The following is a 13546-nucleotide window of genomic DNA, read 5'->3' as shown; positions in this document are numbered from 1 at the left end:
AAGCTAAATTTATATATAGCTTTGCGAACTTTTTTTACATAAAAACGGACTAATAAAAATCTTAGCGTTCTTTGCGTTAAAAAATATAAGTCGTTTCGAATTAGAATCCAAAATTAACTCCTAAACCAAATACTTGTCTGGTTTGAAGTCCTCTAAAAGCATTATCATCATATATTGCTTGAAAAGCAAAATTCGCAGATAAGAATTTATTAATTTTCATAATGATATTCAAAGAATAATTGATATCTACATTTTGCGGATCTTCTAAATAATTAGAATATAAATTTAGTGTGTTTTCTGCCGTTACGTTGGTCATAATAGCGAGTTTATAATAAACAGATGCATAGAAACCTAGTTCGTAACGCATGGTTTTGCCTTCGTCAACGCCAAAATAATCGCCATCAACATATGGCAAACCTGTAAATCTATCAATTCCGCTTGTATAAGCATTGTCTACAAAAGTGAATTTTGAAGTTAAAGGCGCAAAGTTTATTTTTAAATTTTCATCTTTAGACCAATAAATACCAGGACCAGTAGTAAGATATCCAGGCGACATAAACTTAGTTTGTTCTGTTCTGATTTCTTTTCCATTGGCATCTTGACCATAAATATAACCCGTTGTAAATTGGGTTCTAAAATTTAGAAAGAAAGAGTAATACCAATCGCCAAAAGCTCGCTTACCAAGAATAGAGTTGAATTCTAATCTATCATCGGTTTTTTTGCTAAAATCGGTATTTTTGGTTTGAAGTATACCGTAAGAGGCAAGGACTTTATTATCCCAAGTTACGTCGTCTTTTTTATAATTAAAATCATAATTGATTCCGAGTGTTCCTGAGAAACTGTCTTCTCCACCAGCAATCCAGTTGTTAAAACTCGACTGATTTAATAAAAGTGATACAATTCCTTTGGCCTTCCAGCCTTCTTTTTCAATGGTGTCATTGAGTTTTTTTACGGCTTTTTCGGTATTTTGAGCTAATTCTTTTTCAGTGTTTTGGGCTTGAACAAAAGTAAGATTTGCTAAAACGAAGAGTAATAAAAAGATCTTTCTCATGGTATCTAGTTTAAGTGTGTAATCAAATATACTAAAAACCAATCGAAAGATAAAGGTTGATTGCGTGTTATTGCAGGTTATTTCTTAGATTCTTTATATAAGGGCACTGCAGAACATGCTTCGCCATACATAATGCTTCTTGCAAAGGGCTGCAAATAAGTAGTGGCTAATATATAGGCGCGCATTGGAACAGGTTTTCTAGAACAACCTTTAACAATTACAGGCTTGCTTTGATAAACCGAATAATCTATTTTACTTAAGATCTCTTCGTATAAGCTTCCGTCTAAATCTTCTATTGTTCCGTTAACAACTTTTTTTGCAAAAGGAGCTAAATGAACGCTAACTAAAATTAACGCCCAAGCCGGAATAATAGCGTCTGTACTGCAATGTACAGCCACATATTGATCTTGATATTGCGACCAATCGTGATTTTTAAGATGTTCTCTAAAGTCTTTTTCTTTCAAAAGAAATCCTTCCAAAAGCCATTGCGAAATGTCAATTTGCACACGCATTCCTTTTGGATAATAATCCTCTAAATCAAAGACTTCTAAAGCACTATTGGCAACTTTATTGATGATTTCTTCCATTCTTTAAGTCTTAAAGTCGAAGGTCGAAAGTCATAAAGTCTTTTGCTTTTGACTTTATGACTTTCGACTTTTGACTATTTTTTAAAGCATTCCTAATTCTAACTTAGCTTCTTCGCTCATTAAATCTTTACTCCAAGGCGGATCGAAAGTAATTTCAACCTCTACATCTTTAATATGTTCGATTGTTTTTACTTTTTCTTCTACCTCTCTTGGTAAACTTTCTGCAACTGGGCAGTTTGGCGAAGTAAGTGTCATAAGGATTTTTACTTCGTAATCTGTGTTTACCATTACGTCGTAAATTAACCCTAATTCGTAAATATCTACAGGAATCTCAGGATCGTAAATTCCTTTTAAAATTCTTACGATAGATTCTCCTAATTCGTTTGTGTCTATTTCTTGTTCCATTTTGTTATTTGTTTTTTCGCCACGAATTTCACAAATTTCCCGAATTTAAAAATTAGTGTCAATTCGTGAAATTCGTGGCAAAAGAAATTTAATTTTTGTTTTTAGCATCAAAAGCCAAAGCATACATTTTGATGTTTTTTATCATCGAAACCAAACCGTTGGCGCGTGTTGCGGATAAATGTTCTTTTAAGCCAATTTCGTCTATAAAATCAGTATCTGCTTCTAGAATATCTTTTGCTTTTTGATTGGAGAAAGCGCGAATTAAAATCGCAATTATTCCTTTTGTCAAAATGGCGTCGCTGTCTGCTGTAAAAACAATTTTATCATCATTTTGTTCGCCTTGTAACCAAACTTTAGATTGGCAACCTTTGATTAAATTATCATCGGTTTTGTATTCTTCTTTAATTAACGGAAGACTTTTTCCTAATTCAATAATGTATTCATAACGCTGCATCCAATCATCGAACATTGAAAATTCGTCTATTATCTCGTCTTGTATTTCTTTTATCGTCATAATTATTCTTTAGAAAAATCAACTAATAAATTTACCAGTTTTTCGATTTCTTTTGGCGGAAAACCATTGTCGAAACCTGGAGTTTCGTATGTTTTTCCATCTTTTGTTATTTTTAAATTTCCCATCGCGGCCCCATCATAAGTGCGTTTGTCGGTTGGTGCTTTTAGAGAAGAAAGACTTTCTAAATTTACTTTCGAATAGGCATCAACAATTTCATTCCATTTTGCATCATCAATATTGTTTTTTACAGCTTCGGCGTTACGTTCTTTAACCACAGAAACAGCTTTATTTTGCACTACAATAGTTTTGTAATAGCCTCTAGACATTGCAGAATATTCAATTTGCGTAGATTTCATATCTGTTTTTTTTTGACTGCAGCATCCCGTAGCAATAAAAAGTGTCAGGAGCAATAATGATACTATTCGCATATAATTTGTTTTTTAGCTTAACATAGTTTGTGCCTTTTTAACAGCATCAACCATGGCATCAATTTCTTCTTTTGTATTATAGAAAGAGAAAGAAGCGCGAATTGTTCCCGGAATACAGAAGAAATTCATAATTGGCTGTGCACAGTGATGTCCTGTTCTAACCGCAATTCCCAATTTATCTATAATAGAACCAGCATCATACGGATGAATTCCATCAATATTAAACGAAACTACAGATGCTTTATTTTTGGTGTTTCCGTAAATTCGGATACCTTCAATTTCGTTAAGACGTTTTGTAGCATGTTCTAAAAGTTCATTTTCGTATTCATGAATTTTATCAAAACCGATCTCATTTAAATAATCAATGGCAGTTCCTAAAACAATTCCGCCAGCGATATTTGGAGTTCCAGCTTCAAATTTATGAGGCAGATCTGCGTAAGTTGTTTTTTCGAAAGTCACTTCTTTGATCATTTCGCCACCGCCTTGATAAGGAGGAAGTTTGTTTAACCAAGCTTCTTTTCCATAAAGAATTCCAGTTCCCGTTGGACCACACATTTTATGCCCTGAAAAAGCATAAAAATCGCAATCTAATTCCTGAACATCTGGTTTTAAATGCGGAACAGCTTGAGCGCCATCAATTAAAACTGCAGCGCCAACGGAATGCGCTTTGTCAATAATATATTTGATTGGATTGATTACACCCAATGCGTTTGAAATATGATTTACAGTAACGATTTTCGTTTTATCCGAAAGCAATTTGTCAAATTCGGCAATGATTAATTCTCCATTGTCATCGATTGGAATAACTTTTAAAACAGCACCTGTTTTTTCGCATAACATCTGCCAAGGCACAATATTACTGTGATGTTCTAATGAAGAAACAACAACTTCGTCACCAGGTTTTAAAATTGAACCAAAACCGTTTGCAACCAAATTAATTCCGTGTGTTGTTCCAGAAGTAAAAAGTACTTCGTGAGCATGTTTTGCATTAATGTGATCTTTTACTTTTCCACGAGAAATTTCGTAAGCATCAGTAGCTAACTGGCTTAATGTGTGAACGCCACGATGAATGTTGGCATTAATTTCCTGGTAATATTTAACTTCAGCATCAATTACAACTTGTGGTTTTTGCGAAGTAGCTCCGTTGTCGAAATATACTAATGGCTTTCCGTTTACAGTTTGTGAAAGTATCGGGAAATCAGCTCTTATTTTTTGAATATCTAGCATGTCTTATTTAGAAAAAATCTATTTACAAAAGTACTAAAACTAAATTTGTTTATACAGCAATTCTATAATTTCCTTTTATGATGCCATTGATTAAAGGCTTAAATGCTGATTTTATAAAAATGAGTTCACTTTTCTGAATAATCTGAAACAGATTTATAATTTGAGTCTTAAAATCGTGAACATAAATTATTTATATTGCAATAAAAATAACTTAAATCATCATGAAAAAATTTCTCAAAGTACTTTTGCTTGTTGTGGTTCTTGCTTTTTTGTATTTCGGATTTACAACTTATCCAAAGCTTGATTTGATTTCAGGCTTCTCGGCCAAAAGTGTCGCATCTGGACATTTTATAGATAATCGTCCGTTGGATTTAATCCAAAAAACTGACAATGATATCGACATGATTGATTTGGCGAAAAATTCAATTGATGAAGCAGGGAAATTTGCCATTTCTTCTGTTTACGGATTGAAAGAAAGAAAAGCAATTTATCGTGAAGGTTTAGGAGCAACTTTGATTAATGATAATTTTGATATTTCAAAACCATATTTACTTCCGAAAAGAACAAAATTGATAAATAATCTTCCGTTTCCATATGGGAATAATGAACCAAAAGATACTTCGTTTTCGAATGTGGATTATTCAAAATTAAAAAAAGCGGTTGAAAATGCTTTTGACAAATCGGGTGGAAAAGCAAAAAGAACTCGTGCGGTTGTGGTTTTGTATAAAGACAAACTGATCGCCGAAAAATATGATACAGGTTTTAATAAAAACAGTAAAATTTTAGGCTGGTCAATGACAAAAAGTATAACAAGTTCTGCTTTTGGAGTTTTAGCCAAACAAGGAAAAATTGATATTTATAAACCTGCTCCCGTTAAAGAATGGCAAAATGACGATCGTAAAATTATTACGATTAACGATTTGCTTCATATGAATTCTGGTTTAGAATGGGAAGAGAATTACAGCACAATCTGCGACGCTACAAAAATGCTTTTTCAGGCCGAAGATATGGGAAAAGTGCAATTGGATAAACCAGCTCAGTTTAAACCCAACACACATTGGAATTATTCGTCTGGAACAACCAATTTATTATCCCTGATTTTAAGAAGACAATTCAAAACACAACAAGAATATCTTGATTTTTGGTACAGCGCCGTAATCGACAAAATCGGAATGAGCTCGATGATTGTTGAACAAGACATGTCAGGAACTTTTGTTGGTTCTTCTTACGGATGGGCAACAACAAGAGATTGGTCTAAATTCGGATTACTTTATCTCCATAAAGGAAACTGGAATGGCGAACAAATTCTAGACGAAAGCTGGGTAAAATACACCGCAACACCAACGAATACTTCTGAAGGAAAATATGGAGCGCAATTTTGGTTAAATGCGGGAGGAAAATTTCCAGATGTTCCTAGAGATATGTTTTATTGCAGCGGATATCAAGGGCAAATGGTAGCGATTATTCCATCTTTGGATATGGTAATTGTAAGAATGGGAGTTAGAGAAGGTGATAAAAGTTTTGACTTTAATGGGTTTTTGAAAGAAGTTATTGCTTCAGTAAAAAAATAAAATTTTACCGCAAAGGCGCCAAGTAAAAAGCGCAAAGTTCGCAAAGTTTAAAACTAAACCTTGCGAACTTTGCGTAAATCTTTGCTCCCGATAGCTATCGGGATTGCGGTTAAACCTGACTACAAATCAAATCCTAAATTCACGCCCAATTTCATGGCAATGATTTTAGTAATTCTTTGTTTTAATTCTGGTATTTTAATGCTTTCGATAACGGCATTTGAGAATGCGTACATCAATAAAGCTTTTGCTTCTTTTTTCGGGATTCCACGAGACTGCATGTAGAACATTGCTGTTTCATCAAGCTGTCCAACAGTACAACCGTGAGAACATTTTACATCATCTGCAAAAATCTCTAATTGTGGTTTTGCGTTGATAGTTGCTTTGTCACTCAATAAAATATTGTTGCTTTTTTGGAAAGCATTTGTTTTTTGAGCTTCTTTTTCTACCAAAACTTTTCCGTTGAAAACTCCTGTCGAACGATCAGAGAAAATTCCTTTATAATCTTGGAAACTTTCGCAGTTTGGTTGTGCGTGGTTTACCAAAGTATAATGATCAACGTGTTGTTTGTCATTTAAAATAGAAATTCCGTTTAAGGTACTTGTTAATCTTTCACCAAAATGGTAAAAGTTTAAGTTGTTACGAGTCAAGTTTCCTCCAAATGAAAAAGTATGAACAGAAGCGTGACTTTCTTGTTGTTGAGAAACGTAAGTGTTGTCAATTAAATTCGCTTCGCTGTTATCATTTTGAATTTTATAATAATCAACAATCGCACGTTTTTGAGCAAAAATCTCCGTAACAGAGTTTGTTAAAACAGGATTTTCATTCAAACTTTGGTGACGCTCGATAATTTGAACATGTGAATTTTCACCCACAATAACCAAATTTCTTGGCTGAACCATTAAAGCTGCTTCATTTCCTGTTGAGAAATACATAATCTCAATTGGTTTGTCTGCTACTTTTTTCTTTGGGATATTGATAAATGCACCTTCCATTGCAAAAGCAGTATTTAATGAAGTTAAACTATCATCTTTACTTGCAATTTGATTGAAATAGTTATCAATAACCATTTTATATTTTGGTTTGGTCAATGCCGATGACATTAAGCAAACATCGATTCCGTCGTGCGTTGTAGAAGACAAATGCGAACTGAAAACACCATCGATAAATACTAATTTATAAGTGTCAATTTCGTGTAAAAAGTATTTTTTTACCTGATTGAATTCGATTGCATTTTCCTGCTTTGGAAAAACCGTAAAGTCATTTTTTAAGATGGCATTTAGCGATGTGTATTTCCAAGCTTCTTCTTTTTTGGTTGGGAAACCTTTATTTTCGAAGTTTTTTAAAGCATTTGTGCGTATGTCATGTAAATCTGAATGTACATCGACACGCTCTTCAAAAGCCATAAAAGACGATACTAATTTTTCTTTTAAATCCATTGTTCTTTTTAGTCTTAAAGTCGAAAGTCGAAAGTCAAAAGACTCAGGATTGTCGACTGTTTTTGCCTAAAGGTCAAGAATTAAAGCATAAAGTTTTTGACTTTATGACTTTCGACTTTATGACTTTGGGCTCAAATATTTAATGAAACCGCTTAATAATTTCGATATTTCTGTAATCGATTCTAAAAGCATTTCAAATTCTTCTTTTATAATATATTCTAAATCAAAAGCTAAATATAATTGAGATCTAACTTCTCCTGCCGATGCTTTGGCTACATATAAAAAGTAAATAAACTCTTTATCTGTATTTCTTTCAAAACCTTCTGCTACATTTGATGATATCGAAAGTGATGCGCGTCTAATTTGTCTAACAAAATCAAAGTCTTTTTTGAAATTAGAATTTTCAGTAATCAAATATATTTTCTTATTGAAGATTCGAGATTTTTGCCAAGAATTTATTTCCTCAAAAGATTTGAACTTACTCATATTGTATTTTCGACTTTATGACTTTTGACTTTCGACTTTACGACTTAGAATTAGTTCTCCGCCTTGATCCAGTCGTATCCTTTTTCTTCTAATTCGTAAGCTAGTTCTTTTCCGCCAGATTTTACGATTCTTCCGTTGTAAAGAACGTGAACGAAATCAGGAACGATATAATCTAGCAAACGTTGGTAGTGAGTAATTACAATAATAGCGTTTTTGTCGCTTTTTAATTTGTTAACTCCATTAGCAACAATTCTTAAAGCGTCGATATCAAGACCAGAATCTGTTTCGTCAAGGATTGCTAATTTTGGCTCTAACATTGCCATTTGAAAAATCTCGTTTCTTTTTTTCTCTCCTCCAGAAAAACCTTCATTTAAAGAACGAGATAAAAATTTACGGTCAATTTCTAATAATTCAGATTTCTCACGAATTACTTTCAACATTTCGTTTGCCGGCATTTCTTCCTGTCCGTTTGCTTTGCGAGTTTCGTTGATGGCAGTTTTCATGAAGTTAGTAACGCTAACTCCAGGAATTTCTACAGGATATTGAAACGAAAGAAAAACACCTTTATGCGCTCTTTCTTCTGGAGCTAAATCAGCAAGATCTTCTCCGTCAAGAATAACTTCTCCGTCTGTAACTTCATAGTTTTCGTTTCCTGCGATAACTGCAGAAAGTGTACTTTTTCCAGAACCGTTTGGTCCCATGATAGCGTGTACTTCGCCAGCTTTAACTTCTATATTAATTCCTTTCAGGATTTCTTTATCACCAATTGAGGCGTGAAGGTTTTTTATTGATAACATTGTTTTTTTTATTTTATATAAATGTCAATTCTATTTTTGTTTGTTGGTTTAGGATGTTGGCATTAAAATGTGCGTGTCCTAAATATTCCATGCCTAAATAATCGGCAGTTTTTTGAAATGGAATGTAAAAACTATCTTCAATTACATTGTCATGTGAATTTGTGATCACTCCGATTTTCTTTCCTCTTAGCTTTCTTCCGGTTTCTTTTTCAATTCGGATCAAATCTGAAATCCTATCGAAAAAAACCTTCATAATTCCGCTCATATTATACCAATAAATGGGCGTTGCAAAAATTAAGGTGTCGTACTTTTCGATAATTCCTCTAATTAAAGGCAAAAAATCATCGTCTATATTTTTGCTTTCGTAATCATAATACGAAATATTATAATCGCTTAGATTTACTACATCAATATTATGTTCTTTCGCAATTTCATCCACAATTCTAGTTGTGTTTCCATTTTTTCTAGAAGAACCTAAAATGATGACTTTTTTATTTTCCATTAATACTTATTCGTAATGTCCTTTCAGTGAAAGAATATTTAGTATTTCTATATTGTTTTCTTCGGTTATTCTGTAAATAATTCTATGCTCTTTATCAATTCTTCTTGACCATCTTCCAGATAATTCATATTTTAATTGTTCTGGTTTTCCAAGCCCTTCATAAGGATGAAGTAAAATATCTTCAATTAAATTTGTGATCTTTTTCATTATTGATTTGTTTCCGGACTTCTTCCAAAAAAGAATGTCTTTTTGTGCCTTTTCAGAATAAATTATTTCCACAAATCCTCAACTTTTATTTTAATTCCTTTTCCTTCTTCAATACTTTTTTCAGCGTCAAGAATCTCTTTTACAAATTCTGGATTATATGGCTTTTCATTATCTTCAACAATTTCAAAACCAAGAGATTTTGCCAGTGATTTTAAAACTGGAAAATCTTTTTTCTTTACATTTTTTAAGATGATATCCATAATTGTTTGCTTTTTCTTATCCTACAGAACCTTCTAAAGAAATCTCTAATAATTTTTGAGCTTCAACAGCAAATTCCATTGGCAATTTGTTCAAGACATCTTTACTGAAACCGTTTACAATTAAGGCAATCGCTTTTTCAGTTGGAATACCTCTTTGATTACAGTAGAAAACCTGATCTTCTCCAATTTTACTTGTCGTTGCTTCGTGCTCGATTTTAGCAGATGGATTTTTACTTTCGATATATGGGAAAGTATGCGCACCACAATTGTTACCCATTAATAATGAATCACATTGCGAAAAGTTTCTGGCATTCTCCGCTCTTGGCGAAATCTGCACCAAACCACGGTAACTGTTTTGTGATTTTCCAGCCGAAATACCTTTAGAAATAATAGTCGATTTAGTGTTTTTTCCTAAATGGATCATTTTAGTTCCTGTATCAGCTTGTTGGTAATTATTGGTTACAGCGATCGAATAAAATTCTCCTACTGAATTATCACCTTTTAGTACGCAAGAAGGATATTTCCAAGTAACAGCAGAACCTGTTTCAACTTGTGTCCAAGAAATTTTAGCGTTTGTTTCGCATAAACCTCTTTTCGTTACAAAGTTGTAAACTCCACCTTTACCTTCTTTATTTCCAGGAAACCAGTTTTGAACTGTAGAATATTTAATTTCTGCATCATCCAAAGCGATTAATTCAACCACGGCAGCGTGCAATTGATTTTCGTCACGGCTTGGAGCAGTACATCCTTCAAGGTAAGAAACGTAACTTCCTTCGTCAGCAATAACAAGAGTTCTTTCGAATTGTCCAGTTCCTGCTTGATTGATTCTGAAATAAGTTGAAAGTTCCATTGGGCATTTAACGCCTTTTGGAATGTAACAGAAACTTCCGTCAGAGAAAACTGCTGAGTTTAATGCTGCGTAGAAGTTGTCTTTTTGAGGAACAACAGTACCTAAATATTTTTTTACTAATTCAGGATGTTCTTTAATAGCTTCAGAAATTGGACAGAAAATAATTCCTTTTTCGGCCAATGTTTTCTTAAAAGTTGTTGCTACAGAAACAGAATCGACAACAATATCCATTGCGATATTGTTCATTTTTTTCTGTTCGTCTACAGAGATTCCTAACTTTTTGTACATCTCTAATAATTCAGGATCTACATCGTCTAAAGTTTTGTTAGGATCTACTTGTTTTGGAGCCGAATAATATGAAATAGCCTGAAAATCTGGTTTTTCGTAATTTACATTTGCCCATTCTGGTTCGATCATTTCTTTCCATGCGCGGAAAGCTTCGATACGCCACTCAGTCATCCACTCAGGTTCTTCTTTTTTAAGAGAAATTGCGCGAACGATCTCTTCGTTTAAACCCACAGGAAATGTTTCAGATTCTATATTGGTATAAAATCCGTATTCGTATTCTTTAGTTTCGAGTTCGATTTTTAAATCGTCTTCTGTGTATTTGCTCATTATTTTTTTATTGTCTAAAGTTTTAAAGTCTAAAGTTCGAAAGTCAATCTGCAGTCTTTAAGACTTTATGACTTTCGGTTTTTGACTAAAGAGAGAATGATTCTCCACATCCGCAAGTTCTACTTGCATTCGGATTATTGAAAACAAATCCTTTTCCGTTTAATCCTCCAGAAAATTCTAAAATTGTTCCGGCTAAATAAAGGAATGATTTTTTTTCAACGGCAATTTGTATATCGTTATCTACGAATATTTTATCGTCTTCTCCTTTGGTTTTGTCAAATTTTAAATCATAAGACAAACCAGAGCATCCACCGCTTTTTACACCTACTCTTACGTAGTCGCTAGCAGCGTCAAAACCATCATCAGTCATCAGGTCGATGATTTTCTTTTTGGCAGTATCTGAAACTTTTATCATTGTTCTTAGATGTTTAATTTAATGAGCATTTATCTTCTGTAATGAAATTAGTACAGATTTAAAACGCTTATTTTCAATGTTAAATAGAAATTGTCTGCAAAGATACGACTTAAAAACCTTTTTCCATAACGGTTCACATTATTATAACAAATGTTAAAATAGATATTAGTTATTTTGATAAAATTTGACTCCAAAATGAGCCTATAAATGCTGAAAATGTTACTTTTTTTTCGATTTTTTGCAATTTCACGTTTTAAATGTTAAAAACGAGTATTTCTACTGATGTAACTCTGTGATTATTTGGTATTTTTGCGAAAAATTGTGACTAATTATGAAAAAACAAAATACAATAAAGTGGTTTAAACCATTATTTGCTTTAATTTTTGTTTTAGGAATAGGCGCTACGGTATTGGTTTTTAGCAGCGAGCCTGAAAATGAGGAAAGTGAGATAAAAGAAGAAGTTGTTACCAAAGCAAATCCCGTTGTTAAGCGAGAGTTGAGCGAACAAATGAATATTCTAGATTCTTTAAATACTTTAAAGGAAGCGTACGATGTAGCTATTCTTGAGAAAAATACGATGTCTAGAGAATTAGAACTGGAACGCAAAAATGTTGAAAATTTAATGCAGCTGATTAAAGTTTCTCAAAATCCGACGGCGGCTCAAATTAAAATATACAGAAATCAGCTTTTAGATCTAAAGAATTCTTTGGATACGAGAGTGCAGGAAATTAAAAAACTGAAATTTCAAAATAAAAACCTTTTAACAGAAATTGAAAGTCAGAATGTTGTGATGTACCAACAGAAAGCGGAAAATGATACTTTAGTTTCTAAACAAAAAAAGCTGGAATCCACTTTAAAAGATGCTTCAAAACTTTCTTTGAGCAATTTTAAAGTTATTGCACTTCGTGAAAAAAGCTCTGGAAAAGAACTGGAAACTACAAAATCGAAGAGTACGGATAAACTTAAAATCAGTTTTACAATTAATGGAAATGCGGTTGCAAAAACTGGAAAACGAGTATATTATGTTCAGGTATTAGATCAAAAAAATACCGTTTTAGGAGATGATAAACTAATCGAATTCGGAAATAATAAAGCTTTGGTTTATAGTTTTATTGTGGCAGCAGATTTTCAAGGCAAGTCTGTCAATGTTTACGGAATCTTAAATGCGAATGAAGATCATTTTAAGAAAGGTACTTATTTTGTAAATTACTTCGACAAGCAAGAAATAATGGGAAGCACTTCTATCACATTAGAATAAAGCAAAAGTTTTTTAAGTAGAAATTTTAGTAAAAGGAGTCGGGATTTCCTAGCTTTGTTCTTTTACAAAACTACTCTCATGAAACTGTATCCTATAGAATCTGGAAATTTCAAATTAGATGGCGGCGCTATGTTTGGCGTTGTTCCTAAAACGATTTGGAATAAAACAAATCCAGCAGATGCTAATAACTTAATTGATATTGCGGCACGTTGTTTATTAATTGAAGACGGAAAACGTTTAATTTTAATTGACACCGGAATGGGTGATAAACAATCTGAAAAGTTCTTTGGATATTATTCGCTTTGGGGTTCTCATTCTATCGATAAATCGCTAGCAAAATATGGTTTTAGCCGTGATGATATTACGGATGTTTTTATGACGCATCTTCATTTTGATCATTGCGGAGGAAGCGTGAAATGGAATTCAGATAAAACAGGTTACGAGCCTGCTTTTAAAAATGCCAAATTTTGGACAAATGAAAATCATTGGAAATGGGCCACAAAACCAAACGCACGTGAAAAAGCTTCTTTTTTGTCTGAGAATATTGTCCCAATGCAGGAAAGCGGACAACTTAATTTTATTGAAAGACCAGAAACTGATTTTGGTTTCTCAAAAGAATTGAATTTTGACATTTACTACGTTGACGGCCACACCGAAAAACAAATGATTCCGTACATAAAATATCAAGATAAAACCATTGTTTTTTGTGCTGATTTATTGGCTACAGCTGGACATATTCCGTTGCCTTATGTTATGGGTTATGATACGCGACCTTTGCTGACAATGCCAGAAAAGTCAAAATTTTTGAATTTGGCGGCAGATCAGAATCATTATTTATTTTTAGAACATGATGCGCACAATCAAATTATAACTGTTGAACATACAGAAAAAGGCGTTCGTTTAAAAGATGTTTTTACTTGCGAAGATATTTTTTAAA

The 13546-nt window shown here is 33.0% G+C and carries 17 protein-coding genes; 3 read left to right on the top strand and 14 right to left on the bottom strand.

Features of this window, described 5'->3' with window-relative positions:
• Nucleotides 1-100 precede the first annotated feature (100 nt).
• The 6 genes from P0R33_RS11915 to P0R33_RS11890 all read right to left on the bottom strand — a co-directional run bounded on the left by P0R33_RS11915 (nucleotide 101) and on the right by P0R33_RS11890 (nucleotide 4212).
• Nucleotides 101-1051, bottom strand: coding sequence for a DUF3078 domain-containing protein (locus P0R33_RS11915; protein ID WP_276175640.1), 951 nt, complete (start codon nucleotides 1049-1051; stop codon nucleotides 101-103).
• Between the two features lie 77 nt (nucleotides 1052-1128).
• Entirely contained in the window at nucleotides 1129-1638 is a 510-nt protein-coding gene (locus P0R33_RS11910) for a DUF2480 family protein (protein WP_229353345.1), read from the bottom strand.
• 81 nt (nucleotides 1639-1719) lie between these two features.
• Nucleotides 1720-2043, bottom strand: a complete 324-nt coding sequence (locus tag P0R33_RS11905) for an SUF system Fe-S cluster assembly protein (protein WP_025570977.1) — start codon at nucleotides 2041-2043, stop codon at nucleotides 1720-1722.
• Between the two features lie 88 nt (nucleotides 2044-2131).
• Nucleotides 2132-2557: a SufE family protein gene (locus P0R33_RS11900; protein WP_012023259.1), complete on the bottom strand. Its 426-nt coding sequence runs from the start codon at nucleotides 2555-2557 to the stop codon at nucleotides 2132-2134.
• 2 nt (nucleotides 2558-2559) lie between these two features.
• Complete coding sequence (locus P0R33_RS11895; protein ID WP_276175639.1) at nucleotides 2560-2913, bottom strand: hypothetical protein; 354 nt, start codon at nucleotides 2911-2913, stop codon at nucleotides 2560-2562.
• Between the two features lie 84 nt (nucleotides 2914-2997).
• Nucleotides 2998-4212: a cysteine desulfurase gene (locus tag P0R33_RS11890; RefSeq protein ID WP_276175638.1), complete on the bottom strand. Its 1215-nt coding sequence runs from the start codon at nucleotides 4210-4212 to the stop codon at nucleotides 2998-3000.
• A 221-nt stretch (nucleotides 4213-4433) separates the two neighbouring features.
• On the opposite strand from P0R33_RS11890, the gene P0R33_RS11885 reads away from it, so the two are divergent.
• On the top strand, nucleotides 4434-5783 hold the full coding sequence (locus tag P0R33_RS11885) for a serine hydrolase (protein ID WP_276175637.1): 1350 nt from the start codon (nucleotides 4434-4436) through the stop codon (nucleotides 5781-5783).
• 119 nt (nucleotides 5784-5902) lie between these two features.
• Here the strand turns inward: P0R33_RS11885 and sufD are convergent, their stop codons facing one another.
• From sufD to P0R33_RS11845, 8 genes are all read right to left on the bottom strand, one after another.
• Nucleotides 5903-7219: a Fe-S cluster assembly protein SufD gene (gene sufD, locus P0R33_RS11880; protein WP_276175636.1), complete on the bottom strand. Its 1317-nt coding sequence runs from the start codon at nucleotides 7217-7219 to the stop codon at nucleotides 5903-5905.
• A gap of 117 nt (nucleotides 7220-7336) precedes the next feature.
• On the bottom strand, nucleotides 7337-7705 hold the full coding sequence (locus P0R33_RS11875) for a four helix bundle protein (protein ID WP_276175635.1): 369 nt from the start codon (nucleotides 7703-7705) through the stop codon (nucleotides 7337-7339).
• A gap of 50 nt (nucleotides 7706-7755) precedes the next feature.
• Nucleotides 7756-8502, bottom strand: coding sequence for a Fe-S cluster assembly ATPase SufC (gene sufC, locus P0R33_RS11870; RefSeq protein WP_029271512.1), 747 nt, complete (start codon nucleotides 8500-8502; stop codon nucleotides 7756-7758).
• Nucleotides 8503-8515: 13 nt separating this feature from the next.
• The gene (locus P0R33_RS11865; RefSeq protein WP_276175634.1) at nucleotides 8516-9004 is read right to left on the bottom strand and encodes a flavodoxin family protein; all 489 of its coding nucleotides are present in this window, start codon (nucleotides 9002-9004) and stop codon (nucleotides 8516-8518) included.
• A gap of 6 nt (nucleotides 9005-9010) precedes the next feature.
• Complete coding sequence (locus tag P0R33_RS11860) at nucleotides 9011-9283, bottom strand: Txe/YoeB family addiction module toxin (RefSeq protein WP_250834504.1); 273 nt, start codon at nucleotides 9281-9283, stop codon at nucleotides 9011-9013.
• The gene (locus tag P0R33_RS11855; RefSeq protein WP_276175633.1) at nucleotides 9274-9471 is read right to left on the bottom strand and encodes a DUF2683 family protein; all 198 of its coding nucleotides are present in this window, start codon (nucleotides 9469-9471) and stop codon (nucleotides 9274-9276) included. Before P0R33_RS11855 ends, P0R33_RS11860 begins: the two co-directional genes overlap by 10 nt.
• Before the next feature lie 16 nt (nucleotides 9472-9487).
• Nucleotides 9488-10936 carry a Fe-S cluster assembly protein SufB gene (gene sufB, locus P0R33_RS11850; RefSeq protein ID WP_276175632.1) on the bottom strand — a complete coding sequence of 483 codons (1449 nt, stop codon included), beginning with the start codon at nucleotides 10934-10936 and terminating at the stop codon, nucleotides 9488-9490.
• Nucleotides 10937-11021: 85 nt separating this feature from the next.
• Nucleotides 11022-11351 (bottom strand): iron-sulfur cluster assembly accessory protein, encoded by a 330-nt coding sequence (locus P0R33_RS11845; protein ID WP_012023267.1) that lies wholly within the window; start codon nucleotides 11349-11351, stop codon nucleotides 11022-11024.
• Between the two features lie 331 nt (nucleotides 11352-11682).
• Here P0R33_RS11845 and P0R33_RS11840 point away from each other — a divergent pair, with 331 nt between their 5' ends.
• Together P0R33_RS11840 and P0R33_RS11835 are read left to right on the top strand one after the other, a co-directional pair.
• Nucleotides 11683-12609: a hypothetical protein gene (locus P0R33_RS11840; RefSeq protein WP_276175631.1), complete on the top strand. Its 927-nt coding sequence runs from the start codon at nucleotides 11683-11685 to the stop codon at nucleotides 12607-12609.
• Nucleotides 12610-12687: 78 nt separating this feature from the next.
• On the top strand, nucleotides 12688-13545 hold the full coding sequence (locus P0R33_RS11835) for an MBL fold metallo-hydrolase (RefSeq protein WP_276175630.1): 858 nt from the start codon (nucleotides 12688-12690) through the stop codon (nucleotides 13543-13545).
• The last annotated feature ends 1 nt before the right edge of the window (nucleotide 13546 follow it).

This window comes from Flavobacterium sp. YJ01 (assembly GCF_029320955.1).
GTDB lineage: Bacteria > Bacteroidota > Bacteroidia > Flavobacteriales > Flavobacteriaceae > Flavobacterium.
This window is presented reverse-complemented; position numbering and strand designations above follow the sequence as displayed.

Excerpts from the sequence above, each read along its gene's own strand:
- P0R33_RS11915 (WP_276175640.1), bottom strand. The coding sequence starts at position 1,051 with ATGAGAAAGATCTTTTTATTACTCTTCGTTTTAGCAAATCTTACTTTT.
- P0R33_RS11910 (WP_229353345.1), bottom strand. The coding sequence starts at position 1,638 with ATGGAAGAAATCATCAATAAAGTTGCCAATAGTGCTTTAGAAGTCTTT.
- P0R33_RS11905 (WP_025570977.1), bottom strand. The coding sequence starts at position 2,043 with ATGGAACAAGAAATAGACACAAACGAATTAGGAGAATCTATCGTAAGA.
- P0R33_RS11900 (WP_012023259.1), bottom strand. The coding sequence starts at position 2,557 with ATGACGATAAAAGAAATACAAGACGAGATAATAGACGAATTTTCAATG.
- P0R33_RS11895 (WP_276175639.1), bottom strand. The coding sequence starts at position 2,913 with ATGAAATCTACGCAAATTGAATATTCTGCAATGTCTAGAGGCTATTAC.
- P0R33_RS11890 (WP_276175638.1), bottom strand. The coding sequence starts at position 4,212 with ATGCTAGATATTCAAAAAATAAGAGCTGATTTCCCGATACTTTCACAA.
- P0R33_RS11885 (WP_276175637.1), top strand. The coding sequence starts at position 4,434 with ATGAAAAAATTTCTCAAAGTACTTTTGCTTGTTGTGGTTCTTGCTTTT.
- sufD (WP_276175636.1), bottom strand. The coding sequence starts at position 7,219 with ATGGATTTAAAAGAAAAATTAGTATCGTCTTTTATGGCTTTTGAAGAG.
- P0R33_RS11875 (WP_276175635.1), bottom strand. The coding sequence starts at position 7,705 with ATGAGTAAGTTCAAATCTTTTGAGGAAATAAATTCTTGGCAAAAATCT.
- sufC (WP_029271512.1), bottom strand. The coding sequence starts at position 8,502 with ATGTTATCAATAAAAAACCTTCACGCCTCAATTGGTGATAAAGAAATC.
- P0R33_RS11865 (WP_276175634.1), bottom strand. The coding sequence starts at position 9,004 with ATGGAAAATAAAAAAGTCATCATTTTAGGTTCTTCTAGAAAAAATGGA.
- P0R33_RS11855 (WP_276175633.1), bottom strand. The coding sequence starts at position 9,471 with ATGGATATCATCTTAAAAAATGTAAAGAAAAAAGATTTTCCAGTTTTA.
- sufB (WP_276175632.1), bottom strand. The coding sequence starts at position 10,936 with ATGAGCAAATACACAGAAGACGATTTAAAAATCGAACTCGAAACTAAA.
- P0R33_RS11845 (WP_012023267.1), bottom strand. The coding sequence starts at position 11,351 with ATGATAAAAGTTTCAGATACTGCCAAAAAGAAAATCATCGACCTGATG.
- P0R33_RS11840 (WP_276175631.1), top strand. The coding sequence starts at position 11,683 with ATGAAAAAACAAAATACAATAAAGTGGTTTAAACCATTATTTGCTTTA.
- P0R33_RS11835 (WP_276175630.1), top strand. The coding sequence starts at position 12,688 with ATGAAACTGTATCCTATAGAATCTGGAAATTTCAAATTAGATGGCGGC.